This is a genomic window from Mycobacteroides franklinii, assembly GCF_001853795.1.
Classification (GTDB): Bacteria; Actinomycetota; Actinomycetes; order Mycobacteriales; family Mycobacteriaceae; genus Mycobacterium; species Mycobacterium franklinii.
The window spans coordinates 495,298-517,485 of sequence record NZ_MLIK01000019.1 but is presented as its reverse complement, the minus strand read 5'-3'; the positions used below and the strand labels follow the sequence as shown (position 1 = coordinate 517,485).

Below are 22,188 nucleotides of genomic sequence, written 5' to 3'. Positions count from 1 at the left end.
CGCTCAGCTCAGGTACGTGACGGGAAGCGTTGCGGTGAGGAATCTGCGGGCATCGAACTCGTCGACATAGGCAGCCAGTGCTCCGTTCGTCCGCAAACCATAGCGATCTGCTAGTTCCCGGCCTGTGGTGGTCTGTGCCAGCCAACCGTGCCCCGACAGCCATTCGCTGGATCGTGTCCGCTCCTCATAGCCACGGGTCAGCTCCGAAGCGTTGAACGCCTCGGCGGCGAGGGCGTCACGTACATCCGCCCAGGACTGGCCCGACGGGGAGATCCCGTCGGTGTCGGTCGCGATGGTGCTGCCCAGAGCCGACATCTCGATGATCCGCTCAAAGAGCGCGTCATGACTCGGGCCGGGCAGGTGGGAGATGAGCGCCTCCGCGAGCCAGGCGGTGGGCAGGTCGGGATCGAAACCTGCCGCCGTCAAGTCCGACTGCCACGGCCCACTGAGGAACGTGGCGACCTGCCGTCGTTCGGTGTGGGGTATCGCCCCCACCGACGCGAGCACACTGGCCTTGAACTCGAGCAATTCCGGGTAATCGATCTCGAAGACCGTGATGCCGTCGGGCCAATCCAGTCGGTAGGCGCGGGTATCCAGTCCGCCGGCCAGGAGCACCACCTGGGTGGCACCGGATTGGGCCGCGGCGAGCAGGGCATCGTCGTAGTGGCGTGTCATCACCGCCCGGCACCGGGCGAGGAAGAGTGTGCGTTCGGTCGCGGCACCGGTGGGGGGATGCGCCCGGGCCGTCTCCAGCAGCGCAAGCGCATAGGGATCATCAGACTTCAGCACCAAGCCTTCGGCGAAGGTGTCGATGAACAGCGGTTCGGTGCGATCCGACTCGATCGCCCGGGACGCTGTCAACGTCAGTTGAATTTGCCTACCGCGGAACAACCTTTGCACCGCCTTTCGCCGCGCCGTCACCGAGCGATGTTCTCTGCATCCCATGAAAGATTATCGGAAAGCAACCGGGCAAACGTGTGGGTTCACGGCCGGAAATGCAAGATGTCCCTCACCCCGTCGATGAGCCGAGGTGAGGGACATCTTGATGAGGTGCTTAGAGCGCGCCGCCCGCGGCCGGAGGTGCGGTGGGGTCGCTTGATTCAACCGAGATCTCGCGGGCCACGAACTCTTCGAGGTCGAAGTAGTTGTCGCCCGCACGCTCGGCAACAGTGAGCAGCGTGTCCATGAGTGCGACCTCTTCCACCTGCTCCTTGAGGAACCACTGCATGAACTGCTCACCGATGTAGTCGCCCTCGTCCCGGGCGGTACGCGCGAGCTCGGTGACCTGCTCGGTGACCGTCTGCTCCTGCGCCAGCGCCAGGGCCAGCGGCTCGCGCGGTGCCGTGAACCCGTTGGTCACCGCGCCCACGGGAGGAATCTCGACGGAGACGCGTCGGTCGATGAGGTAGCGCACGATCATCATCGCGTGGTTCCGTTCCTCGACCGCCTGCTTGTAGAAGTGTGCGGCGAGCTGAGGAAGGTCGGCGTCGTCGAAATACGCGGCAATTGCAATGTATTGCTGAGACGCGGTGAACTCGTGGCCGATCTGATCGTGGAGGAGCGCGTTGAATTTCGTCTTGGGAGTGTCGGTCGCGGACATGAAATCGACAATAGGCCAGGTCAGGGGCATTGTCACCCAAGGTCAACCTTAATGAGGTTATCTTCACCTAAGTAAATGGCGCATATTACGTAAGCTAATTGGCCAATTCTTAACTTAGCCAAAGTTAATTCATCCGCGTTGGCAATTGAGAATCGTCATGCGCAGAATTGATTAGGGTGCTTCCCCGGCTGCCCGCGGCGCCGTCGGATCCTGGCCGACGGGACGATTGAGCTCGCGCTCCACAAAGTTCTCCAGATCGAACAGGTCATGATCGGCGCGGTCGACGACCGTCAACAGCGTGTCCATGGTGGCGACCTCTTCCACCTGTTCCTTGAGGAACCATTGCATGAACTGCTCGCCGTAGTAGTCGCCCGATGAACGCGCCGCGCGCGCGAGCGCGGTGATCTGATCGGTGACGCGCTTCTCTTGTTCGAGGGCAAGGGCGATGGGTTCGCGTGCATCGGCGAACCCGTTGATGACTGGATCGACTCCGGGGATGGTGACCGCGACGTTCTTGTCGATGAGATACCGGATGATCATCATCGCGTGAGTGCGCTCCTCGACCGCCTGCGCGTAGAACCGTTTGGCCAGCTGCGGCAGATCGGCATCGTCGTAGTAGACGGCGATCGCGATGTACTGCTGGGACGCCGTGAACTCGTTGCGGATCTGGTCGTGCAACAGTTCGAGGAACGGTGAAGACGCGCGCGCATGCGGATCGGTGGTAGCCACACCGAAAAGCCTAGTGCGTCAGGGAGTCGTTGTGGCCGGCTCGGGTAAGAGGTCTGCGGGAACTTGTTGGCCGGAGCGCAGGGCCTCGAAAAGCCGGGCCGAGGCGTCCTGATCCCAGGTGACGATGTCGCCCGCCCAGTTCGAGGAGAACGACCCGATGGGCATTGTCATATTCTGCACGGAACCCGCTAGGGCCCAGCCTAATTGGGCCAGATTCCAGCTGTGGTCACCTTCGGCGATGGTGATCGCGTCGGCTGTGGACGTGGCGAGGGGATACCAGCGGAATGGGTTGGCCCACACCGCTGGACTACTCATCCGGTGGAACAGCGCGGTCATGAAGGCGCGTTGATGTGTCATGCGATCCAGATCTGCGCGCGGCGTGGCTCGGCTGCGTACGTAGCCAAGTGCGCTGGGCCCGTTGAGTATCTGGCATCCCGACGCCAAATCGACACCGGCCAGGGGATCGTCGATGGGCTCGTCGAGGCACAGGGAGACGCCGCCGATCGCATCGACGACGGAGGCGAACCCGCTGAACCCGATTTCCGCGTAGTGATCTATGCGTAGGCCTGTGGCCTGCTCGACGGTCTGGGTGAGCAGTGCCGCACCGCCCACTGAGAACGCGGCATTGAGTTTATTGCTGCCGTTTCCGGGGATGGGGATGTACGAGTCGCGGGGAAGCGACACCATGGTGGCCGCCCCACCGTCGTAGAACGCGGGTATGTGCACCAACAGGATGGTGTCCGTACGGCCGTCACCGATATCTCCGCCGGTAGCCAGCTCGGCTTCCTGATCCGGAGTGAGGCCCTGACGGCTGTCCGAGCCGACGAGCAGCCAGTTGGTCCCGCTGCCTACCGGGGGGCGATCCGGGTAGTCGTTGAGTGCGTTGACGTGATGTAACCGCCCGTCGAGCCAGAAAGCGGTGCCGATGATGGTGCAAAACCCGAGCAGGACAAGGGTCATCGCGAAGACGAAGGTGCGCCGTATCCACGCGCCCCAGCGCCGCTTACGCGCGGGGCGCGTGGGCGGCGGGGGTGCGGGCGGCGCAGCAGGTCGGCGCGGTCGCGGGTCACGTGAAGACGGTCGCGGCGGTGGCGGCTGTGCGCGGCGGGGTGGTGGGGGACCTGGCCGCCGCGGTGGATTACCGGGTGGCGGGGGTGGAGGTTGAGGATGCCGGCGGATGACTTGGCTGTCCTCCCGTCGGTCGGGGCGCCGACCACGGAAGGGAATGGTGGGCTCGGTCATCGTGCGCGTCCCATGAGATGAGGCTAACGGAGCCAGCCAAGGTGATCCCGGAGCAACGCGAACCCGACGAAGGCCACGGTGTCGATGACGCCATGGGCGACGACCAGGGGCCATAGCCTTCCGGTGCGGTGCCACACGTATCCGAAGACCAGACCCATCACCAGGTTTCCGATACCGGCCGAGACTCCCTGATAAAGGTGGTAGCAACCACGCAGCAGCGCAGAGGACGCGATGGCGGCCGCCGTTCCGTAACCCAGCTGGCGCAGGCGGGTCTGTAGGTAGGCGACGACCACCACCTCCTCGGCCCAGCCATTCGCGAACGCGGACAGCACCAGCACCGGTATGCGCCACCAGGTGTCATCGAGGGAGACGGGAATGACCTGGGCGCTCATGCCCATCCAGCGCGCGCCCACGTACAGGGCCAGGCCGGGAAGCCCGATGAGCGCGGCCAACCCGAGCGCGCCCAGGCCGTCGGCCCGCCAGCGCCAGCGGCCGAGCCCGATCGAGGAGGGGCCGAATCCACTGCGCCACAACAGGTAGACCGCAAGTGCTCCCCATGCGACCAGCCGCGTGATCGATACCAGGTTCAATCCCAGGTCGATCAGACTGAGCTCAGCGCGGCGAGGATTCAGGGCGACGGTTTGGCCGGACAATCCCGTCAGGACGGCCGAGGTGAACTGCAGGATGGCGCTGAGTGCGCTCATCCCGAAGCTGATGGCGAGCACAATTCCGATCTCGATACGGATTGTGCGCGCTGACATGTCCGATTCCGCCACGGCGCTCATTCTGGCTGGTATTGGTGGAAGAGTGTCCGATGTGGTGAGCACTCTGCGCTATGTGGCATCGCCCGATGGCGTCCGGTTGAGCCTGACCGTGTCCGGGGAAGGGCCGCCGCTCGTGATGGTGCACGGCGCGATGGATTCGGGGGCGAGCTGGTCCGATGTCGCCGCAGAGCTGCGGCACGATTTCACCTGTTTTCTCGTCGACCGGCGGGGTCACGGCGCCAGTACTGACGCGCAGGAACACAGCCTGGCGCGAGAGGCGGACGACGTGATCGCGGTCGCCGCGGAGGTCGGTCCCAATGCGGTGATACTCGGCCATTCCTTCGGTGCGGTTGTCGTCCTGGAGGCGTTGCGTCGCGGACTCGATGTGGCAGCTGTCGTGCTGTACGAGCCGCCACTGCCGGTTTCGGACTCCGTAGCGGCAGCGAATCGGAGTGGAAGTGAGGCGGTCAGGGCGCGTTCGGCGACAGTGTCGCGCGAGTTCGAGGCGCTGGATCGTTGTGTAGAGCTCCTCGGGGAGTACGCCCGCTCGGTCATCCCGATGCTGCTGCTCGAGGGGGCGAACTCGCCGCCGCAGTTCCGGGAGCCGGTGGGTTATCTGGCTCGTCGCGTGCCTGGCGTGCGGGTGAAAGAGCTTGACGGACAGGATCATTTCGCACACCGCGACGCTCCGGCGATGTTCGCGCGGGTGCTCCGCGAGCTGTTGCTCGGTTAGATCTTGCGGGCGCGCAACCCGTTGAGGAATGGGCAGCCGGCCAGGATACGCAGCGCCTGGCTCAGCCCCGCGGTGTCGTTGACGGGCTCGTTGAACGGCAGCCGTACGTCGTGGTCGCCCTCGTTGCCTTCCACTCGCAGCTGGATGCCGTAACGGTCGATGCCGAGCAGACGTACCTCGCCGTGCTGCAGATTCAGGGGCAGACGACGGGCCAAGCGTTCGACGAGATCCCGGTGGTCGTGGTCGATATGCGACAGCCACCCGGCCTCGAGTGCACAGAAGGGGTCGGGGCGCGCGCCGAGCAGCGCCGAGACGTCGACCGATTCGGCTCCCGTGGAATCGGCGACGACGACGGACTCCACCGCCAGGCACAGCAGTATTGAGCCCGGCTGCGTGCGCAGCCGCATATCGGTGCGGATATCCAGGAGCGCCGGGTTGGGTATCCGGCTGGCGATGACATCGACAATGCCGCGCGCCTCCCGATCGGAGGCGGCCACCACGTTGCCGCGCACCCAGACCAGAGACCTGACCGGCTCACGCAACGGAAGGGGCGCCTGATCGGTCAGCTCCAGCAGCGCGGGCATTCCGGATGAGCCGGCCGCGACCACCGTGGCCGCGATGGCGCTATCCGAGGGGACCGCAACGGCGAAGGTGCCGTCGTCGAACAAATGGTGCAGCGAGGTGCCGACTACATCTGCTCCGGCGATGGCCAGGGTCGAGCTGGCGGCCCGTGCGCAAGCCGATCGCACGCGCTCGGCGGTGGTAGGCGGTGCTGCGGTCATGGCGACCCTCTTCCTGACGAACCTAGCGAACTGAGGTAAGCCTAAGTTAACAACGGACCGTGGAGAGTGCAAGGGACACCCGTGCCATCGCCTGTGTCGAGGGTTCGCCCAGTGGCCGAGCGCCTAAGGTTTGAAGTGTGCAGCGCATCACGTATCTGGGGCCGCAAGGCACGTTCTCCGAGGCCGCACTGATCAAGCTGCGCGCGACGGGACGCATCCCCGGCTCACCGGACGTGGAGCCGGTCTCGGTCGCCAGCGCGCGAGACGCATTGGTGCAGGTACAAGGTGGGGACGCCACCTACGCGTGCGTCCCGATCGAGAGTTCACTGGAAGGTCCGGTGGTGCCGACGCTGGACACCCTGGCGGTCGGTACGCCGCTGCAGATTTTCGCCGAGACGGTGTTGCCGGTGTCGTTCACCATTGCGGTGCGACCGGGCACCACCGCCGGGGAGGTGAAGACCGTTGCCGGCTTCCCGATTGCCGCCGCACAGGTGCGGGAATGGTTGGCCGAGAACTTGCCGAACGCGGAGCTGGTGGCCGCGAACTCGAATGCGGCGGCAGCCGAGGATGTGAAGGCCGAGCGGGCCGATGCCGGGGTGTGCACGCAATGGGCCGCCGAACGTCTGGGGCTGCATGCCCTGGCCAGCGGCGTGGTAGACGAAGCCCATGCGCACACACGTTTTGTGCTGGTGGGGCGGCCAGGGCCGCCACCGGCCGCTACCGGCTCAGATCGCACCTCGGTGGTCCTGGGGCTCGGCAATGTGCCCGGTGCACTGGCCACCGCCATGAACGAGTTCGCGATCCGGGACATCGACCTGACGCGCATTGAGTCCCGCCCTACTCGCACGGGCCTGGGTACCTACCGGTTTTTTCTGGACTGTGTGGGCCATATCGACGACATCGCCGTCGGCGAGGCACTCAAGGGCCTGCATCGACGTTGTGAGGATGTGCGGTATTTGGGATCGTGGCCGAGAGGGACCACAGCAGCCGCCGGCGCCAATCCGCCGGTGTTGGACGAGGCGTCGGGATGGCTCGCCGAGACACGGGAAGGGAAGCTGCGATGAGTGGGCGCCTTGTCTTGGTCCGGCACGGGCAGTCCTACGGAAACGTCGAACGTCGACTGGACACCAAACCGCCGGGCGCGGCGCTGACCGAACTCGGATTACAGCAGGCGCGCCTGTTCGCCAAGCGGTATGAGGAGCATGCGCCGGCGATCCTGGTGCATTCGGTGGCAGTGCGCGCCGTGCAGACAGCCGCGAAAATCGCCGAACACCTTGGCGTACAAGCAGAACAGATCGAAGGTCTGCACGAGGTTCAGGCCGGCGAGCTGGAGGACCACACCGATCTGGAGTCGTTCGCCGTCTTTGATCGCACGTATGAGCGTTGGCATTTCGGTGATCTCGACGCCCGGATGCCCGGCGGAGAGTCAGCGCAGGACGTGTTCGACAGGTATCTGCCCGCGGTCGCCGAGCTGCGGCTACGGCACTTGGAGAACGACGCGTCGACCGGCGATGTGGTCATCGTGAGTCACGGGGCGGCGATTCGTCTGGTGGCCGCGACCCTTGCCGGGGTGGATCCGGGCTTTGCGGTGAACCGTCACCTGGGCAACGCGGAAGCCGTTGTGCTGGCGCCGATTACGGACGGACGGTGGAGTTGCGTGCATTGGGGAGATGCGGCAGCGCCGTTCCCGCACCAGGAGGCCGCCAGCGCCGAGGAACTGGCGCAGTCGGCCGACCCGATGGGTTAGACCGCCAGCGGAATTTCGCCCGCGCAATCGCATTGTGCGGCAATACAATCGATGACCAGGCTGTGACGTAGCAGGTACTGACCGTCGCAGTCACGGTCCGTGCACTCGGCATGACGCGAGGAATGCACGATCAGTGTGCCGTGACAGTGGTCGATATCTCGGATGCAATCACGGCATGCCACACCGCAGCTGATGGCGTGCCGCCAGTCCGGTGTTTTCTTCATACAAGTGTTGTAGCACCGGATGCCGACAAGTCCGCGTAACCGCGCGGGGTCTGGCCTTATCTTTTGGCTTCCGCGTCACTTGCGGCGCAGGCGTGCGCCGAGATTGGTCTTGGCCAGGTCGATGAGCTCGTCGCCACGTCCGGACAGCAGGGTTCGGGTGGCCCACAGTGAGAATCCCGCAACTTGTGCGGCGGTGATGGTCGGTGGAATCGACAGTTCTTGACGGGCGGTGACCACCTCCACGAGTACGGGCCCCGGGTGGCTGAACGCTTCCGATAACGCGGCATCCAGCTGATCCGGGCGTTCGACCCGGATACCGTGGATCCCGAGTGCCCTCGCGACATCGGCGAACACCGGATTATCCAGGGCCGTACCGTAATTCACGATGCCCGCCGCCTTCATCTCCAGCTCCACGAAGCTGAGCGCGCCGTTGTTGAAGACGATCATCTTGACGGGCAGCTGCGACTGGGTCAGCGTGATGAGATCCCCCAGCATCATCGTCAGTCCGCCGTCGCCGGAAAGGGTGACAATCTGACGGTCGCGATGTGACGCCTGTGCGCCGATTGCCTGCGGCACCGCGTTGGCCATGCTGCCGTGATTGAACGAGCCGAGTAGGCGACGCCGGCCGTTCATCGAGAGATATCGCGCCGCCCAGATGACGGGGGTTCCGACATCGGCGATGAAGACGGCATCATCGGCCGCCAACTCGTTGATGCTGCGGGCGACGAGTTCCGGGCGCACCGGCGATTGATTGCGGTCGTCCACCGCCAATCGATCGAGCTGAGCCCTCGTGCGCGTGTAGTTCTCCCGCGCACGATCCAGATGCCTGCTGTCCGAATGCGGTGGCAAGACCGAGTTGAGGTGCTGAAGAGTCTCTTTCACCGCACCGACGAGAGGGACGTCGACCCGAACACGCCGGCCGATGTGCTCGCCGCGGATATCGAGCTGGATGACGGTGGCCTTCGGCGGATAGAACTGGCGATACGGGAAATCGGTCCCGAGCATCAGCAGCACCTCGGTGTCCTCGAGGGCGTCGTACCCGGAGCGAAATCCGAGCAGGCCTGTCATGCCGACGTCGAACGGATTGTCATGCTCGACGAATTCTTTGCCGCGCAAGGTATGCACGATGGGCGCCTGCAGGATGCGCGCGGTGGCCAGCAGCTCCTCGTGTGCTCCCTCGCATCCCGCTCCGGCCAGAATGGTGACCGCATGTGATCCGTTCAGCACCCGCACCGCGCGCTCCAGGGAGGCTGTATCGGGTAAACGGGTGCCGATGCCGGCCCCGATGGGGGCTGATGGAGGCGCTATATCGGTCTTGGCGCTGAGGATGTCGCCGGGGATTGTCAGGACTGCGACACCGCGTTGGTCGAGGGCGGCGCGGATGGCGATGTCGAGGACGTACGGCAACTGTTCGACACTGCCGACCAACTCGCTGTACACGCTGCATTCGGAGAACAGGTCCTGCGGGTGGGTCTCCTGGAAGTAGCCACTACCGATCTCGGCACTGGGGATGTGCGACGCGATCGCGAGCACGGGGACCCGGCTGCGATGGGCATCGAAGAGGCCGTTGATCAGATGGAGGTTGCCGGGGCCGCAGCTGGCGGCGCACACCGCGAGGTTTCCGGTCAGAGCCGCCTCGGCCCCGGCCGCGAATGCAGCGGACTCCTCGTGTCGTACGTGGACCCACTCCACGGTGCCATCGCGACGCAATGCCTCGGTGAAGCCGTTCAGGGAATCGCCGGGCAATCCATAAATACGTTGAACACCAGCAGCTTTCACTGTTTCGAGAATGAGCTGAGAGACGGTGCGTGCCATGGTGTGCTCCGAATCGGTCGAGCCGCGTCGGCGGCTGGGATGGATCGGCTCTTCAGTATCGGATGCTAGCGAGCCGGATGACGTGATGCCTTCGCGCCTTTACGTCTCGATACGGCCGCCGAGTTGGTGCACCACGGAATAAAGGTTGGCCACGCCCCAGTGTTCGACGATCCGTCCGTCCCGCACCCGCATCGCGTCGACGGTGTCGAACTGGACGGCGCGGCCCGTCGGTTCGATGCCGAGGAACGCACCGTGATGCGTTCCGTGGTAGGTCTTGAAGGTAGTGACCACATCGCCATCGACTGTCTGCCAATGAATCTCGGGGCGGAAGTCGGGAAATGCGTCGCGCAGCCGCCGATAGAGCACCCGGACGCCTTGTTTGTCAGGGGTCGTTCCCGGTTGCGGGGTGTGGTCCACGAAATCATCCGCGAACAGCGTCTCCAGTAGTGCAAAGTCGCCCTGCCCCTGTACCTGTTCGGTGTTGCGCCGGACGATCTCCTTGGCCCGCTCACGCGCGTCGTTGTCGCTCATGTGTCCGCTCCTGTTCGTAGGCCCGACTGTGGTCGCCCGCACCATTACAACCGGACTGTGGTCCGGATATTCCGAAACGCGTCAGTTGAGGGGACGGGCGGACGGCTCCCGTGTCGGCACGGCGGCCCGTTGATGCACTGGTATTGCGATACAATCTGAATAGCACTACAATTTGTGCTGGCGTAGCGACACCGCGATGCGATACGAGGGAGTGGACAATGGGCAGTCTGCGCGACGATCCGAGATTTGCGGGGACAGTGGAAGAGCGCCGGAGGCGTGACCGCCGGTACGACTTCCTGCTGAAGCTGCACGGAAAGAACGGCAAGAAGGCGCTGCAGATCGCGGAGGCGCCGCGTAAGGATGACGGCTACTTCGGGCTCGATTCACTCAGCTTCAAGGTCTACGAAAACGTCATGGTGGCCGGCATGGGAGCACTGTCCGGGCTGTTCATCTCCGTGCTCGACCCCGACGGTGCCTATGGCGTCGGCCAGCACACCACGTACTACTACGACACGGTGGGGCGAGTCCGCCGGAGCCTGCTGTTCTTCGCGGGAGCCGTCGCGGGAGACACCGAGGCGGCAGTCAAGGTCGGGCGGGACCTGTTTCGCAAGCACTCGCACATCAACGGCGAGATACCATCCACAGGTGAGCTGTTCCGGGCCAATCATGTTGAAACACTGAAGTTCACGTATGTGGTCGGGTGGCCGCACCTGTGGCGCGCCTATAAGAAGTTCGGCGACCCGAACGCGACGTACGAGGACGAGTGCCAGTTCTACGAGGAGCAGGTACGGGTCTGCGAGCTGATGGGAATGCCCGCGGGAGAACTGCCCACGACGCCGGAGGAGGTCGAGGCGTGGGTTCAGAACGCGGAGAAGAACCTGATGGCGTTCACGCGGCCGGCTCAGGAACTCACTGACTTCCTGACGCACAATCCGTGGACGCCGTTGTATCCCAACGCGATTCTGGGGACCGGGATAAAACTGGCGATCTGGGCGGCGATCCCGCTGCTTACCCCTTACGTCCGGGAGATCTGTGGATTGACGACGATGCGGGTGCGGCCCGCCATCGGCACGCTCGCGATCAAGGGTGCGGTGCGTGCCCTGCGGAATCCGATTGTCGAGAAGCTGATCTTGCCGTGGTTCGGATACGAGATGTGGGGCTATATGCACAACGCGATTCGCCATGCGCCGGACGGTGGGACGGTGCCCTTCGACCATCACGTGGGTCTGAAACTGCAGCAGGGCAAGGGCGGAACGTTGGGCGAGAGCGCATGCCCCATGCATGCCCTTGCCGCGGCACAGCCGGCAGAGGCGACGGTATGACGCGTATTGACATCATGGCGAACGAGAGGCTGCTCGACGATCGTCATCACCTGCATGAGTTCCAGGAACTGTGGGCCGACGGCCCGGTGGCGTTCGTCTTCTTACGCCAGTTCGGCAGCTCCTTTGCCGTCCGCCAAGCTCAGTCGCTCAATAGGCATCACGATGAAATCATCGCTGCCGGAGCGCAAGTGGTGTTCATCGGACTGGGAACCTCCATCCAGGGCTTCACCTTCCGCAAGCGCACCCAGACGAGGTCTTTGGTGCTGACCACGCACGATCAGACGCTGTATCGAACGATGGGGCTGTGGCGGTACCGGGCGGGAACTATCGGACCGTCCAACCTGGGAGCATGGCTCAAGCTCATGCGCGAGGGTGTGTATCCGTACCAGCGGACGGGCGACCCGTACCAGCTGGGCGGCGTCTTCGTCACGACGGCCGGGGGTCGGGAAGTCACATGGGATTTCCGGGCGCACAAGGCATCCGACATCGGACCGGCGGAAGAAATAGCCGATGCCCTGGTGCAGGCGGCATTGCGGCACCCCGTTGGTGTAATCACCTAGCTACGAGGTCCGTCCGTGTCCCGAGCAACGACCATCGAGTCGACCACGACAGCTCGATATACTGCGAGCCGGTCGGCTACAGCCGGGAATCGGAAGATGCGCGCGCGGGCGCACGGACTAGCGAGCGGGGTGTCAATGCCAAGGGCGCTGACCCGCGAAGAGCTCCAAGCGCAGACTCGTGAGCTCGTGCTCTCCGCTGCCGAGACAGTCTTTCTGCAACGAGGATTTCACGCCACCACGGTTGCGCAGATCGCCGCCGAGGCGGGCCGGACGCAAGGTTCGATCTACAGCAATTTCGAGAGCAAGGATGCGTTGTGCCAGCATCTCCTGCGTATCCATTACGAAGGGTGGCTGGCGCAGGTTGCGATGGCGGTGATGGCAGCCGACGACGCCGCGGCCAAACTTGCGATCGTTGAATCCAAGTGGCGTGTTCTGAGCGCCGAGACCGACTGGATCGGGTTGACCGCGGAGTATCTGCTCGCTGTCCGACATGACCTGGAACAGGCTGAACGGATTCGTGAAAACGTCACTGGCCTGCAGGCTGGTGTGAAGGCCGTGTTTCTGGGGCAACTGCAGAGCGAGGGCGTCGAGGTGGCCGACGGTCCAATTCTGGACGACGCGGTGGCCGCGATCGTTGCGACGGGTATGGGGTTGGTTGTCAATCACACGATGGGTCTGGTCGAGCTCGATCAGTCGACCAGCGTGTTCATGCAGACCCTCGAGACGTGGCGAGACCGGCTGACTTCGTCTGGCTAGCGTTGGTGAACTGGTAGTCGGTGAATGGGAAATACCGGTTCTGTAAGCGCATCTCGGTATTGGTTGACGGTCGGTAGGCGGCTGCGTCGCCCTGGTAGTTGATGTAATAGGTGTTCGAGCCGGCGCATAACGGCGTAGGTAGATGGCTCTTCGCCGCACGCGACAGCATCTGCTGCCAGTACTTCTCGTGCGGCTCCTGGCGCACCTCGCAACGGGTGGCACCGCGCCGCCGCGCCTCTGTGATGGCCCGCACGGCATGCGCGACAGTCGATTCAAGCAAGACAAGATAGGACCCGGGGGAGTAGGCCCATGGTCCGATCAGCATGTAGGCGTTGGGCCAGCCCGGAATCGTCACCCCTTGGTAGGCCTGATAGCGGTTCTCGTCCCACCACGTGTTGAGGTCCACCCCGCCGCGGCCCAGGCACGGGAACGGAGGTGTCGCATCTTTTTCCATGACCTTGAAGCCGGTGGCACAGACCAGGACATCGATCGTGTGCTCGGTGCCGTCCGCCGTGATCACCGAATCCTTGGTGATGCGCTCGATCGGCTCGGTCACCAGGTCGACGTGTGGCTTGGTGAATGTGGTGAACCATTCGTTGTGCATCGACGGCCGCTTGCAGCCGAACGCGTACGTGGGGGTGAGCTTCTTGCGTAGCTCGGGGTGGCTGGGCAGTTGAGTCCACATCCACCCGCGCAGTGCCAGTCCCACACCCTCCAACACAGCCTTGTACAGCCGCTCACCGAGCAGCTGCCCACCGAGTAGCGCACCGCCCAGCCCGAGCTCAACGAGCGCCATCCCGATACCGCGCAAGGGGGCCCGCAGCAGACGATTACCGAAGACGAACCGGCTGACGGGACCCGTCTTGAAATCGAGCTTCGGGGCGACCCAGATCGCGGTGCGCTGAAACACGGTGAGGTGACTGACCTGATCGGCGATTGCCGGAACCAGTTGCAGTGCTGTCGCACCTGTTCCGATGACGGCGACCCGCTTACCGGTGAGGTCGTAGTCGTGGTCCCACGCCGTGGTGTGTTGGAGCTTGCCCGCGAAGGTATCGATACCGGGAATGTCGGGAAGATTGGGCACCTCCAGACCGCCGATCCCCACGATCACATGGCGGGCGGTGATCTCTCCACGATCGGTCTCGACATGCCAGATGTCGGTGGCTTCGTCGAATCTGCTGCCCAGCACGGTTGTTCCCAGCCGTAGCTTGTCGCGCAACCCGTGTCCGTCGACGACGTCCTCGGCGTACTGCTGCAGTTCCTCGCCCGGCGCGAACAGTCGACTCCAGTTGCCTGTCTGGGCGAAGGAGAAGCTGTAGATGAACGACGGAATATCTACCGCCACACCGGGATACTTGTTGATGAACCAAGTACCGCCCACCGACGGATGTTTGTCGACGATGACGAAATCTTCGACACCTGCCTGGCGCAGCTTGACGCCGGCGGCTATGCCGCCGAATCCAGCGCCTACCACGAGAACCTCATGCTGGGGGAGGGTGCGAGTGCTCACGATGTGCCTGCCTTGAGATTGTTGGGATCAGAGACTCCGCGGATGAATTGCGCCATGTCGGCAATGGCGGCGCGCGCGTCCGGCAAGATGTCGGCTGCTATCTGGAAGTCGTGGACGGCGTGATTCCACACCTGAACTGTGCATGGCACATGTGCTTCGGCGCAGCGCCGGGCGAGCAATTCGACGTCCACCAGGAGTACCTCGTGTGAGCCGACCTGTATGAAAACCGGTGACATACCCGCGAAATCGTGATTCACAGGAGACCAGGACGGGTCGAGCGCGCCGTCGCGAGCCATACCCAGCTCACCCGGAACGGACAGGATGAAGCCGGACAGCATCGCGTCGTGCGCTTCGTTCGGATGAGCCCGCTTTGCCGAACAATCCAGATCGGCCCACGGTGAGATGGCCGCGATGCCGCCGGGCATCGGTAGCCCGCTATCGCGCGCGGCCAGAGCCGCGCTGAAAACTAGGCCGCCACCGGCCGAATCGCCGGCGAACACGATGCTGTCGGCTGCGTAACCGCTATCCAGCAGGTAGCGATAGGAATCTACCGCGTCGGCGACGGAGTCGGTGATATGCGCCAGTGGTAGTTGGCGATAGTCGACGACGAGAACGGGTGTCCCCGCCGCACGCGCAAGGCGTGCGGCCATGCGTCGGTGACTGTGCAGCCCGCCCAATATGAACGCGCCGCCATGGAAGTACAGGATCGCACCCCCCGATGTGCTCTCCGGTTCGGGAAGAGTCTTGTCCCACAACCACTCTGCGCGAAATCTGGGAAATGTCACGATGCGGCGCCGGGTGCCCAGACTAGGACGCAATGGGTAGGCCGCCAGTTCGACAAAATTGGCGGCCCGGAATCCGCGCGCTCTTGCCCGGGGATAGCGGGCCCCGAGCCGCGCCAGTGCCTCCAATGTGGGGCGCAGGATCATCCGTGCCATGGCGTGGGAAGACCGTTGCAAGGCTGAATCGCTGCCCTTCGTGTCGAAGGTGACCGCGCCATGGGGGGTGGAGCTGTGTACTGGGTCGTTCATACGAATGCCTCCGCCGGATGCTTTTCGTAGAGATAGTCGCCAAGGGGGAACTCACGGGTGCTGCGACGTGCTTCGAAGAAGCCCGCGGGCCGCAGATACGTGCTGTCGCCCTGGGAATTCCGATAGTAGGTCGGGACATGTCCGTTCAGCTCGGCCAGGTAGTAGCGCATAGCCTCGGATCGCCGCCGTACCGTGTGGTGGTAGGCGTCGGCGATCTCCTTGCGTACTTCACAGTGATCCGCGCCGCGCCGATTGGTCTCGGTGATCGCGCGTACCGCATGATCCGATGTCATCTCCATGAAGGCATGCCAGCCGGATCCTGTCCACGAGTACGGTCCGCACAGTGTCCATCGGTTGGGCAGCCCATGTACAGCGACGCTTTCATACGCCTGGAGTCCGTGTTCGGCGTAATACTTGGCCAAGTCAAACCCGTTGCGGCCCAAGACGGCCCCGGGCCTGTATGTTTCCGGGTCCGAGAACACCTCATAGCCTGTGGCGAGAATTAGTACGTCGAATCGATGTTCGACACCGTCGTGGGTTCGAACGCCCTTCTTGGTTATCCGCGCGATCGGGTCGGTGATGAGCGCGACGTTGTTTCGGTTGTAGGACTTGAGGTACCCATTGGAGATCGTCGGGCGCTTGGCAAGTGGCCCAAAGTTCGGGGTGAGTTTCTCGGCGGTCGCGGGATCGCGCACCACCCAGCGGATATACCGCCGGTACGCGGCGATACACGCCGCATCGAACCGGTCCATCACCGGCCGCGACCAGCGCAATGGGGCCTTACTCAGCGAGCGGAGCAAGATATCTGCCAGCACCAATACCGCGCCATTGAGCGCCGATTGCACGCCGGGTGCCGCGTATAACGGGCGCAGGATGGGCCCCACGGTGAGATCCGGTTTGGGTAGTGACCACACGGGTGTGCGCTGGAAGACAGTGAGATGTGAGACCTGCGGCGCGATGGTCGGAATGATCTGCACGGCACTGGCACCCGTGCCGATGATTCCGACCGATTTGCCTGCCATGTCGAACTCGTGGTCCCACTCGGAGGGGCGTTGCACCTTGCCGCCGAACGCGTTCGCACCGGCGATGCCGACATCGGCCTTGGGACGCACAAAGGCACCGATAGCACTGATCAAGAATCGTGCCGTCACGACGGAGTCGTCGCCGGTGTGCAGTTTCCAGAACCCGTCCTCGTCGTCCCACTCTTCCCGGTCCACGTTGGTGTTGAAGCGCACACGCTCGTAGACGCCGAAGCGCTTGGCCACGTCGACGTGGTACTGCTTGACCTCGGCGCCCTTCGGAAAGATCCTGCTCCACTGGGGATTCCGTGCGAAGGAGTACTGGTAGGCGAAGGACGGAACGTCCACGCCAAGGCCGGGATAGTGATTCTCGTGCCAGCTGCCGCCCACATCGTCGGCTCGTTCCAGCAGCACGATGTTTCTGATGCCTGCCTGCAGTAGCTTGACGCCAACCGCAATACCGCCGGGTCCGGCGCCGATCACGGCGACCTCGTATTCCGGTTGGCCGGTACTCATTTCTCCACCCGATTCAGTAGGGGCTGCAGCCGGGACATCACACCGTCGGCCAATTCGAATGATCCGATACCCGTGACGACCCGGCTGAAGCTGGGCGACAAGCGATAGAGGCCGTAGATGAACCAGGATTCGGGATTGACAGGTACGACGGCCCAGTTGTGCCGTACAGATCGCTCGATGGCACGCGCCACCTTGTCGGGGCCCGAGTAGCTGATTGCCTGGATCTTGCCTGCCTGCGCATGCCAGCGCTGCTCGTCGTCCTCGCTGATGCCGGCGCGATGACCGTTGGCGATCAGGTTGGTGTTGATGACGCCCGGGCAGATGGCGCTCACGCCGATGCCGTGTCGGCGCAATTCCACCCGGAGTGACTGTGATGCCATGAGCACCGCCGCCTTGGCGGTCCCGTATGCGGCAATCATCTTGTGCGGCAAGAAGGCTGCACCCGAGGAGATGTTGACGATGTGCCCACGAACCCCCGCGTCGATCATCTGTTGCGCGAAGATCCGTGAGCCGTAGATAACGCTCATCAGGTCGATGTCCATGGTGCGCTGCCACTGCTCCGCGGACATGTCGACAAATCCGCCCCAGTCCATGATCCCGGCGTTGTTGACGAGTAGGTCCGCGGCGCCGTATTCGGAGTCGACCCACTTGCCGAAGGTCTCCCACTGCTGTTCATCCGCGACATCCAGTTGATATGCCACGGCCTTGCCTCCGGCGGTGACTATTTCGCCGGCGGCATCCTCGGCGGCATGGATGTTGATATCCGCCAGAACGACCCGATGTCCGCGAGAAGCAAAGAGGCGTGCGGTTTCTCGCCCGATACCCGACCCGGCTCCGGTCACAATCGCTGTTTTCATCGCTTTCCTCCGATACCCAGGGTGGTGAGTGCGCGTGAGCTCAGATCAACAGCGCGCTCGGCCAGTGACATCTGTGCGACGCCCAGGACTCCACGCATCAGGCCCGGCGACAGCCGATACAGGAACCATCCGAGCCAGGCCTCGAATCCGACCGGGACAGTGGACAGATTCCAGCGCATGGACCGTTCGACTGCCTCCGCGACGTGGTCGGCCGAGCGGCCGAAGAAGTGCTGACCGCGATTCAGCTTGTCTGTCCAGCCGGTTCCGGCTTGCTCGTCGACGCCGCTCCGTGTTCCGTTGGCCGAAAGGTTGGTATCGATCAGTCCTGGGCAGATCGCGCTCACGCCGATGCCGCGACAACCGAACTCGGCGCGCAACGCCTGCGTGCCAAACCAAGCTCCTTGTTTGGCAACAACATACGAGGGCGCTAGCGGAGTTGGCATGAATGCTCCTACGGAGCAGATGTTGGCGATGTGGCCCTGGGCACCGGCCTCGACCATGCGTTGCACGAACAATCGTGAGCCGACCAGGGGGCTCATCATGTTGATCGAGATCATGCGACGCCAGTCCGCACCGGTCTGCTCCAGGAAACCGCCCGCGATGAGGATGCCGGCGTTGTTGACCAGCAGGTCGGGAGGGCCGTATTCCTGGCACACCCAGTCGGTGAATCGTTCCCAATCGTGCAGATCGGCGACATCCAGGCGTCGGAACACCGCGGTTCCGCCACCCTGCGTGATGCGATCCACGGTCTCGGCTCCGGTGGTCTCGTTGATGTCGGAGACCACAACGGCCCAGCCTTTACGGCCGAAGCGCTCGGCGGTCGCCCGGCCGATGCCGCTGCCCGCTCCCGTGACAACCGCTACCGGCATCGTTGGCACCTCGGTCTGATCGCGAACGGGAAGGGTGCTGCGTCCATGCGGACTCCTCTGCATTGAGAACTGTGATTCAGATAATATGATTATCTGAATCACAGATGCAATGGCTGCGGCGGGGAAAGTGGAGAAGCGCGCGGTGTGTCGGGGACCTCCCGTGCGCCGGAGCGCTGGATGAGCAGAGAAAGTTAGCTAACGACAGCCGCGTGATGTCGCAGATCGGCAATCCAAAGCCGCAGCGTGCGCGTCAACAGGTCGACATATTGCTGTTGATCGATGCTTCCCAGTGTGCGACCCAACGCCAATCCGGCGGCGGTCGCGAGGACAGCGGTGAGCGCCGCGTCTCGATCACCATCGGATACGTCGTGTGGAAGAGCGTTCGCGAGCACCGCCCCCAGGAGGCTGCGGCCCATCTCGATGTGGCCCTGCGAGACCGCCAGTTGTGCCTTGTCTTTGTGTATGGCCAGCGCGTACTCCGCGGCCAGTGCTACCAGGCCCTCATCGCCGCCAAGTGTTGCCGACCATTGGGCGAGTTCGGCGATCTGCTCATCAACTGAGGAGGCCGATTGGATGAGCCTGCCCGCCACCTCGGAGAAAGTCCGCATGTAGCAGCGCAGCAGTACCTCGGCGCAGAGGTTCTCCTTGCTGGAGAAGTTGGAGTAGATCGCTCCGACGGTGCGGCCGGCGGCATCGGCGATCTTGGTGACCGTTGTTCCGCCTAGTCCGTTCGCTAGGAACAACTCCTCGGCCGCGTCCAGGAGTTCCTCACGTGTGCGTTGCTGAGATTCGGCGCGGCTGACCCGCTGTCGCTGGCCGGACACCGCCACCTCCTGAGATCTCCCACGTGGTGCTTAAGGCAGGCGCACCTGAGGCATATAGCTTCGCATACTGCCGTTATCCCGAGCGTGTTAGGCGGGAGGAATCTATTCCAGGCCGAGGCTCTTGAGCGCGTGTGTCATCCGCTGCGGTGTCGCGGGAGTCAGCGTCGCCCACAGTGCACCGTCGGTAGAGGTGCTGGGGGTGGCCATGATTCGCCCGAATGCTGTGTCGTACACCGCAACTCCGCCGGGTGCACGGTCAGTGATGCCGTCGACCCGACGAATCGCGGTGATCTCCGTCATCGCACCGCGGCGGGCCATTGCCTTAGCGACGGTGACCGCATCGGCCTTGGTGGCGCCGAGGGACATGAGCTGTCGTGCCATATCCGCGGGCTCGGAGTTGAGGGCCAGCGCCAGCTGCTCGGCGGGTGCGTTGATCGACCCGAACTTCAGCGGGGTGGCATCCCCGAGATAGCGCCACAGTTCGGCGCCGAGTGAACCGGTCACCGATCGCATGGCCACACCCTCGCCATCATTGACCAGCAGCACGTACGCCTCACCGTGCTCGACCAGGCACAAGCGCAGCATCTGCGATCCCGCCCAGCGGCGCACGGCAACCTGGCCAGTGGCCTTGCTGGCAGAGGTCAGCATGTCGCGCAGGGTTGGGTGAAGGTCTTCGCCCTTCAGCAGGTTGCGTTCCTTGAGCCGGGTACGGGCACTCTCCAGGGCGTCTCGATGCTCGACTTCGTCCTCGTGGCGGGGCCCGGCGGCCAGCACAACCGGCAAGAGGTCATTGCCGGTGATCTCGCGGGTCAGCTCCAGCTCGTCGAAGTCCAGGCGGACGGTCACAGCTCCGCGCTCGCGCCGAGGACCGGAGGCGCCACTGCTCCCTTGGAGCCGCCGCGCTCGAAGAGCGATGAGGCGTCAACGTTTTCGAAGTCCGGAACCTTGTCGGTACCCGACTTGTTGGTGAGGATGTCCGGCAGTTCGACAGGCTTGCTCTCGTCACCCATGAAGACGCCGGTGGCGCCGATGGCGGTGAGATCCTTGTCGTCCTCGTCCTCATCCTTCTTGTTGACACTGCCGCCGACCTTGATGCCCTTGCCGGCGGAAGCAGCAAGTGCGCCGCCTGCCATCATCCCGGCCATCGGGGCACCCATACCGCCCATACCCACACCGGAGCCGCCGACGGCGGCCGGGTTGCCAGCCATGGAGATGGCCGCCGCGCGGGCGCTCTGCACACCGGGGACCGAGTCGGGGCTCAACGGGCTCGGGCCCATCTCCGACAGGCCGACGCCGGCAGCACTGACACCGGTGTTGCCGCTGTTGGCTTCCGACTTCTCTTCGGGGTACTTGATGACTTCCGGAGCCGGCGGGAACTCGACGACCTTGGCCGCGGGCTCGCTGGCCGACTCGTACGTTTCCATGGCCTTAGCTGCCTGAAGGTCCAGGCCCTGCTCCATGCCCTCGGTGGTGGCGTGGAGCCCGAACAGCGCTCCGCCTGCCGACAACGCCTCGGCCTTGGCCTTCTCCAACTGCGCCAGGTCGTTGATGTGCGGCATGTCGAGAACCGCGGTGCCATACGACTCGGCGTAGGTGTTGGAGGTGTCACTGACCTGTTGGGTCAGCCCGGCCATCTTGTCGAGCCAATCGGTGAACGGGTTCAGCTTGGTCAGCGCCTCCTCGGCGCGAGGTCCGCGGTATCCCTCCATCAGCTTCTCGCCGACCCGAGTGCTGTTTTCGTGTACCTCGGCAAACGCGGCACTGATCTCCTGCCAGGCCAGCGCGCTGTCGACGACATGTGTCGGACCTGCACCAGTGGTCAGGTCAAGGGCCAGCTTCTTCGCTTTGCGGGCCACCCAGTTGACGCCAGTGAATCCGGTCATGATCTATTCCCCCACACCATTGATACGGGCGGCGTTGTGGTGCTCGAGGTCCACGAACGCCTGCGAGTTACGCCGCAGGGCTTCGGCGATGCGCTTGAGCTGCTCGATGCCGTCCTTGGCAACCTTCTCGAAATTCTCGTTGGTCTTCGCCGAGGCGTGCGCCACCGCGGTGGACACCTCGTCGCGGCCCGCCGAGCCGAACTTGGCGGTCTCCAGCTGCTTGTCGAGAGCTTCCTGCAGTCGCTGCGCCATCGCGTCGTACTCGGTGGCGGCATCCTTCATCACATCCGGATCGACCTGCAGAACAGTTCCCGGCTGGTTAGCCAGGTCCCAACGGATCTCCTCACGCTGGGCGGGCGCCGGTACGTCAGCCATCTTCTGTCCCCTTTCCCCCACTTGTCTCACGTCGTCCTAAGGGCAGTTTTGCCCTTTCACTAGAGATGGACGGCGGATCCCTCTATTTGGTTCCATCATTCTCCAAGATTTTTGGATTTTTTTCCAGCAAACCTCAGCCGCCCCTTTAGCCCCAGCCCAGCTGGTGTAAGCGGTCGTCGTCGATACCAAAATGGTGGGCGATCTCGTGGATCACTGTGATCGTGACCTCATCGATCACCTGATGTTCGCTGGAACACATTTCCAGCAACGGTTGGCGGTAGATCGTGATGGTGTCCGGCAGCGCCCCAGCATAGAAGCTGTCGCGCTCTGTCAGCGCGATCCCCTCGTACAGCCCGAGTAGCTCGGGATCCTCCGGATGGCGGTCTTGGACCAGCACCACCACATTGTCGATGGCGGCGGCGAGCTTCGGTGGCACGGCGTCAAGAGCATCGGACACCAACTCTTCGAAACTTTGCTCGCTCATTTCGACGGACATCAG

General features: G+C 63.7%; 25 protein-coding genes. 6 read left to right on the top strand and 19 right to left on the bottom strand.

The genetic code is table 11. From position 1 onward, the window contains the following. Nucleotides 1-3: 3 nt before the first annotated feature. The 5 genes from BKG76_RS10360 to BKG76_RS10340 form a co-directional block, all read right to left on the bottom strand. Entirely contained in the window at nucleotides 4-921 is a 918-nt protein-coding gene (locus BKG76_RS10360; RefSeq protein ID WP_070937578.1) for an SAM-dependent methyltransferase, read from the bottom strand. Between the two features lie 133 nt (nucleotides 922-1,054). Then, nucleotides 1,055-1,600 carry a ferritin gene (locus tag BKG76_RS10355; protein WP_070939105.1) on the bottom strand — a complete coding sequence of 182 codons (546 nt, stop codon included), beginning with the start codon at nucleotides 1,598-1,600 and terminating at the stop codon, nucleotides 1,055-1,057. Nucleotides 1,601-1,771: 171 nt separating this feature from the next. Beyond that, complete coding sequence (locus tag BKG76_RS10350; RefSeq protein ID WP_070937577.1) at nucleotides 1,772-2,329, bottom strand: ferritin; 558 nt, start codon at nucleotides 2,327-2,329, stop codon at nucleotides 1,772-1,774. Between the two features lie 18 nt (nucleotides 2,330-2,347). Then, nucleotides 2,348-3,289, bottom strand: a complete 942-nt coding sequence (locus BKG76_RS10345) for an LCP family protein (protein ID WP_070937576.1) — start codon at nucleotides 3,287-3,289, stop codon at nucleotides 2,348-2,350. A gap of 305 nt (nucleotides 3,290-3,594) precedes the next feature. Then, a complete protein-coding gene (locus tag BKG76_RS10340; protein ID WP_070937575.1) occupies nucleotides 3,595-4,356 on the bottom strand; it encodes a CPBP family intramembrane glutamic endopeptidase in 762 nt (253 codons plus the stop codon). 22 nt (nucleotides 4,357-4,378) lie between these two features. Between BKG76_RS10340 and BKG76_RS10335 the strand changes: the two genes are divergently transcribed. After that, on the top strand, nucleotides 4,379-5,068 hold the full coding sequence (locus BKG76_RS10335; RefSeq protein ID WP_070937574.1) for an alpha/beta fold hydrolase: 690 nt from the start codon (nucleotides 4,379-4,381) through the stop codon (nucleotides 5,066-5,068). Here BKG76_RS10335 and BKG76_RS10330 read toward each other — a convergent pair. Further along, the gene (locus BKG76_RS10330; RefSeq protein ID WP_070937573.1) at nucleotides 5,065-5,850 is read right to left on the bottom strand and encodes a DUF2470 domain-containing protein; all 786 of its coding nucleotides are present in this window, start codon (nucleotides 5,848-5,850) and stop codon (nucleotides 5,065-5,067) included. The two genes, BKG76_RS10335 and BKG76_RS10330, sit on opposite strands and share 4 nt — an antisense overlap. 137 nt (nucleotides 5,851-5,987) lie before the next feature. Between BKG76_RS10330 and pheA the strand changes: the two genes are divergently transcribed. Further along, nucleotides 5,988-6,914, top strand: a complete 927-nt coding sequence (pheA, locus tag BKG76_RS10325; protein WP_070937572.1) for a prephenate dehydratase — start codon at nucleotides 5,988-5,990, stop codon at nucleotides 6,912-6,914. Next, on the top strand, nucleotides 6,911-7,597 hold the full coding sequence (locus BKG76_RS10320) for a histidine phosphatase family protein (RefSeq protein ID WP_070937571.1): 687 nt from the start codon (nucleotides 6,911-6,913) through the stop codon (nucleotides 7,595-7,597). Before pheA ends, BKG76_RS10320 begins: the two co-directional genes overlap by 4 nt. Here BKG76_RS10320 and BKG76_RS10315 read toward each other — a convergent pair. The 3 genes from BKG76_RS10315 to BKG76_RS10305 all read right to left on the bottom strand — a co-directional run bounded on the left by BKG76_RS10315 (nucleotide 7,594) and on the right by BKG76_RS10305 (nucleotide 10,167). Next, entirely contained in the window at nucleotides 7,594-7,821 is a 228-nt protein-coding gene (locus tag BKG76_RS10315) for a hypothetical protein (protein WP_070937570.1), read from the bottom strand. The two genes, BKG76_RS10320 and BKG76_RS10315, sit on opposite strands and share 4 nt — an antisense overlap. Before the next feature lie 75 nt (nucleotides 7,822-7,896). Beyond that, a complete protein-coding gene (gene poxB, locus BKG76_RS10310) occupies nucleotides 7,897-9,636 on the bottom strand; it encodes a ubiquinone-dependent pyruvate dehydrogenase (protein ID WP_070937569.1) in 1,740 nt (579 codons plus the stop codon). A gap of 99 nt (nucleotides 9,637-9,735) precedes the next feature. After that, nucleotides 9,736-10,167 (bottom strand): ester cyclase, encoded by a 432-nt coding sequence (locus BKG76_RS10305; protein ID WP_070937568.1) that lies wholly within the window; start codon nucleotides 10,165-10,167, stop codon nucleotides 9,736-9,738. 218 nt (nucleotides 10,168-10,385) lie between these two features. Between BKG76_RS10305 and BKG76_RS10300 the strand changes: the two genes are divergently transcribed. From BKG76_RS10300 to BKG76_RS10290, 3 genes are all read left to right on the top strand, one after another. After that, nucleotides 10,386-11,489 (top strand): oxygenase MpaB family protein, encoded by a 1,104-nt coding sequence (locus BKG76_RS10300; RefSeq protein ID WP_070937567.1) that lies wholly within the window; start codon nucleotides 10,386-10,388, stop codon nucleotides 11,487-11,489. Further along, nucleotides 11,486-12,049: a peroxiredoxin-like family protein gene (locus tag BKG76_RS10295; RefSeq protein WP_070937566.1), complete on the top strand. Its 564-nt coding sequence runs from the start codon at nucleotides 11,486-11,488 to the stop codon at nucleotides 12,047-12,049. Before BKG76_RS10300 ends, BKG76_RS10295 begins: the two co-directional genes overlap by 4 nt. 129 nt (nucleotides 12,050-12,178) lie before the next feature. Further along, a complete protein-coding gene (locus BKG76_RS10290) occupies nucleotides 12,179-12,805 on the top strand; it encodes a TetR/AcrR family transcriptional regulator (protein ID WP_070939104.1) in 627 nt (208 codons plus the stop codon). On the opposite strand, the gene BKG76_RS10285 is transcribed toward BKG76_RS10290, so the two are convergent. From BKG76_RS10285 to BKG76_RS10240, 10 genes are all read right to left on the bottom strand, one after another. Beyond that, nucleotides 12,756-14,315 carry a flavin-containing monooxygenase gene (locus BKG76_RS10285; RefSeq protein ID WP_070937565.1) on the bottom strand — a complete coding sequence of 520 codons (1,560 nt, stop codon included), beginning with the start codon at nucleotides 14,313-14,315 and terminating at the stop codon, nucleotides 12,756-12,758. The genes BKG76_RS10290 and BKG76_RS10285 overlap by 50 nt on opposite strands. Next, entirely contained in the window at nucleotides 14,312-15,346 is a 1,035-nt protein-coding gene (locus BKG76_RS10280) for an alpha/beta hydrolase (RefSeq protein WP_070937564.1), read from the bottom strand. The genes BKG76_RS10285 and BKG76_RS10280 overlap by 4 nt, the downstream gene beginning before the upstream one ends. After that, the gene (locus BKG76_RS10275) at nucleotides 15,343-16,881 is read right to left on the bottom strand and encodes a flavin-containing monooxygenase (protein ID WP_070937563.1); all 1,539 of its coding nucleotides are present in this window, start codon (nucleotides 16,879-16,881) and stop codon (nucleotides 15,343-15,345) included. The genes BKG76_RS10280 and BKG76_RS10275 overlap by 4 nt, the downstream gene beginning before the upstream one ends. After that, complete coding sequence (locus tag BKG76_RS10270; RefSeq protein WP_070937562.1) at nucleotides 16,878-17,738, bottom strand: SDR family NAD(P)-dependent oxidoreductase; 861 nt, start codon at nucleotides 17,736-17,738, stop codon at nucleotides 16,878-16,880. The genes BKG76_RS10275 and BKG76_RS10270 overlap by 4 nt, the downstream gene beginning before the upstream one ends. Beyond that, nucleotides 17,735-18,607 (bottom strand): SDR family NAD(P)-dependent oxidoreductase, encoded by an 873-nt coding sequence (locus BKG76_RS10265; RefSeq protein WP_070939103.1) that lies wholly within the window; start codon nucleotides 18,605-18,607, stop codon nucleotides 17,735-17,737. The genes BKG76_RS10270 and BKG76_RS10265 overlap by 4 nt, the downstream gene beginning before the upstream one ends. A gap of 191 nt (nucleotides 18,608-18,798) precedes the next feature. Further along, nucleotides 18,799-19,431 carry a TetR/AcrR family transcriptional regulator gene (locus BKG76_RS10260; RefSeq protein WP_070939102.1) on the bottom strand — a complete coding sequence of 211 codons (633 nt, stop codon included), beginning with the start codon at nucleotides 19,429-19,431 and terminating at the stop codon, nucleotides 18,799-18,801. 102 nt (nucleotides 19,432-19,533) lie between these two features. Then, a complete protein-coding gene (locus tag BKG76_RS10255) occupies nucleotides 19,534-20,277 on the bottom strand; it encodes an ESX secretion-associated protein EspG (RefSeq protein ID WP_070937561.1) in 744 nt (247 codons plus the stop codon). Then, a complete protein-coding gene (locus tag BKG76_RS10250) occupies nucleotides 20,274-21,314 on the bottom strand; it encodes a PPE domain-containing protein (protein ID WP_070937560.1) in 1,041 nt (346 codons plus the stop codon). Before BKG76_RS10250 ends, BKG76_RS10255 begins: the two co-directional genes overlap by 4 nt. A 3-nt stretch (nucleotides 21,315-21,317) precedes the next feature. Then, nucleotides 21,318-21,689 (bottom strand): PE family protein, encoded by a 372-nt coding sequence (locus BKG76_RS10245; protein ID WP_070937559.1) that lies wholly within the window; start codon nucleotides 21,687-21,689, stop codon nucleotides 21,318-21,320. 145 nt (nucleotides 21,690-21,834) lie between these two features. Beyond that, on the bottom strand, nucleotides 21,835-22,185 hold the full coding sequence (locus BKG76_RS10240) for a metallopeptidase family protein (RefSeq protein ID WP_070937558.1): 351 nt from the start codon (nucleotides 22,183-22,185) through the stop codon (nucleotides 21,835-21,837). Nucleotides 22,186-22,188 lie beyond the last annotated feature (3 nt).

Excerpts from the sequence above, each read along its gene's own strand:
- BKG76_RS10355 (WP_070939105.1), bottom strand. The coding sequence starts at position 1,600 with ATGTCCGCGACCGACACTCCCAAGACGAAATTCAACGCGCTCCTCCAC.
- BKG76_RS10345 (WP_070937576.1), bottom strand. The coding sequence starts at position 3,289 with ATGACCCTTGTCCTGCTCGGGTTTTGCACCATCATCGGCACCGCTTTC.
- BKG76_RS10340 (WP_070937575.1), bottom strand. The coding sequence starts at position 4,356 with ATGAGCGCCGTGGCGGAATCGGACATGTCAGCGCGCACAATCCGTATC.
- BKG76_RS10330 (WP_070937573.1), bottom strand. The coding sequence starts at position 5,850 with ATGACCGCAGCACCGCCTACCACCGCCGAGCGCGTGCGATCGGCTTGC.
- BKG76_RS10320 (WP_070937571.1), top strand. The coding sequence starts at position 6,911 with ATGAGTGGGCGCCTTGTCTTGGTCCGGCACGGGCAGTCCTACGGAAAC.
- BKG76_RS10315 (WP_070937570.1), bottom strand. The coding sequence starts at position 7,821 with ATGAAGAAAACACCGGACTGGCGGCACGCCATCAGCTGCGGTGTGGCA.
- poxB (WP_070937569.1), bottom strand. The coding sequence starts at position 9,636 with ATGGCACGCACCGTCTCTCAGCTCATTCTCGAAACAGTGAAAGCTGCT.
- BKG76_RS10305 (WP_070937568.1), bottom strand. The coding sequence starts at position 10,167 with ATGAGCGACAACGACGCGCGTGAGCGGGCCAAGGAGATCGTCCGGCGC.
- BKG76_RS10300 (WP_070937567.1), top strand. The coding sequence starts at position 10,386 with ATGGGCAGTCTGCGCGACGATCCGAGATTTGCGGGGACAGTGGAAGAG.
- BKG76_RS10295 (WP_070937566.1), top strand. The coding sequence starts at position 11,486 with ATGACGCGTATTGACATCATGGCGAACGAGAGGCTGCTCGACGATCGT.
- BKG76_RS10280 (WP_070937564.1), bottom strand. The coding sequence starts at position 15,346 with ATGAACGACCCAGTACACAGCTCCACCCCCCATGGCGCGGTCACCTTC.
- BKG76_RS10275 (WP_070937563.1), bottom strand. The coding sequence starts at position 16,881 with ATGAGTACCGGCCAACCGGAATACGAGGTCGCCGTGATCGGCGCCGGA.
- BKG76_RS10270 (WP_070937562.1), bottom strand. The coding sequence starts at position 17,738 with ATGAAAACAGCGATTGTGACCGGAGCCGGGTCGGGTATCGGGCGAGAA.
- BKG76_RS10265 (WP_070939103.1), bottom strand. The coding sequence starts at position 18,607 with ATGCCGGTAGCGGTTGTCACGGGAGCGGGCAGCGGCATCGGCCGGGCG.
- BKG76_RS10250 (WP_070937560.1), bottom strand. The coding sequence starts at position 21,314 with ATGACCGGATTCACTGGCGTCAACTGGGTGGCCCGCAAAGCGAAGAAG.
- BKG76_RS10245 (WP_070937559.1), bottom strand. The coding sequence starts at position 21,689 with ATGGCTGACGTACCGGCGCCCGCCCAGCGTGAGGAGATCCGTTGGGAC.
- BKG76_RS10240 (WP_070937558.1), bottom strand. The coding sequence starts at position 22,185 with ATGTCCGTCGAAATGAGCGAGCAAAGTTTCGAAGAGTTGGTGTCCGAT.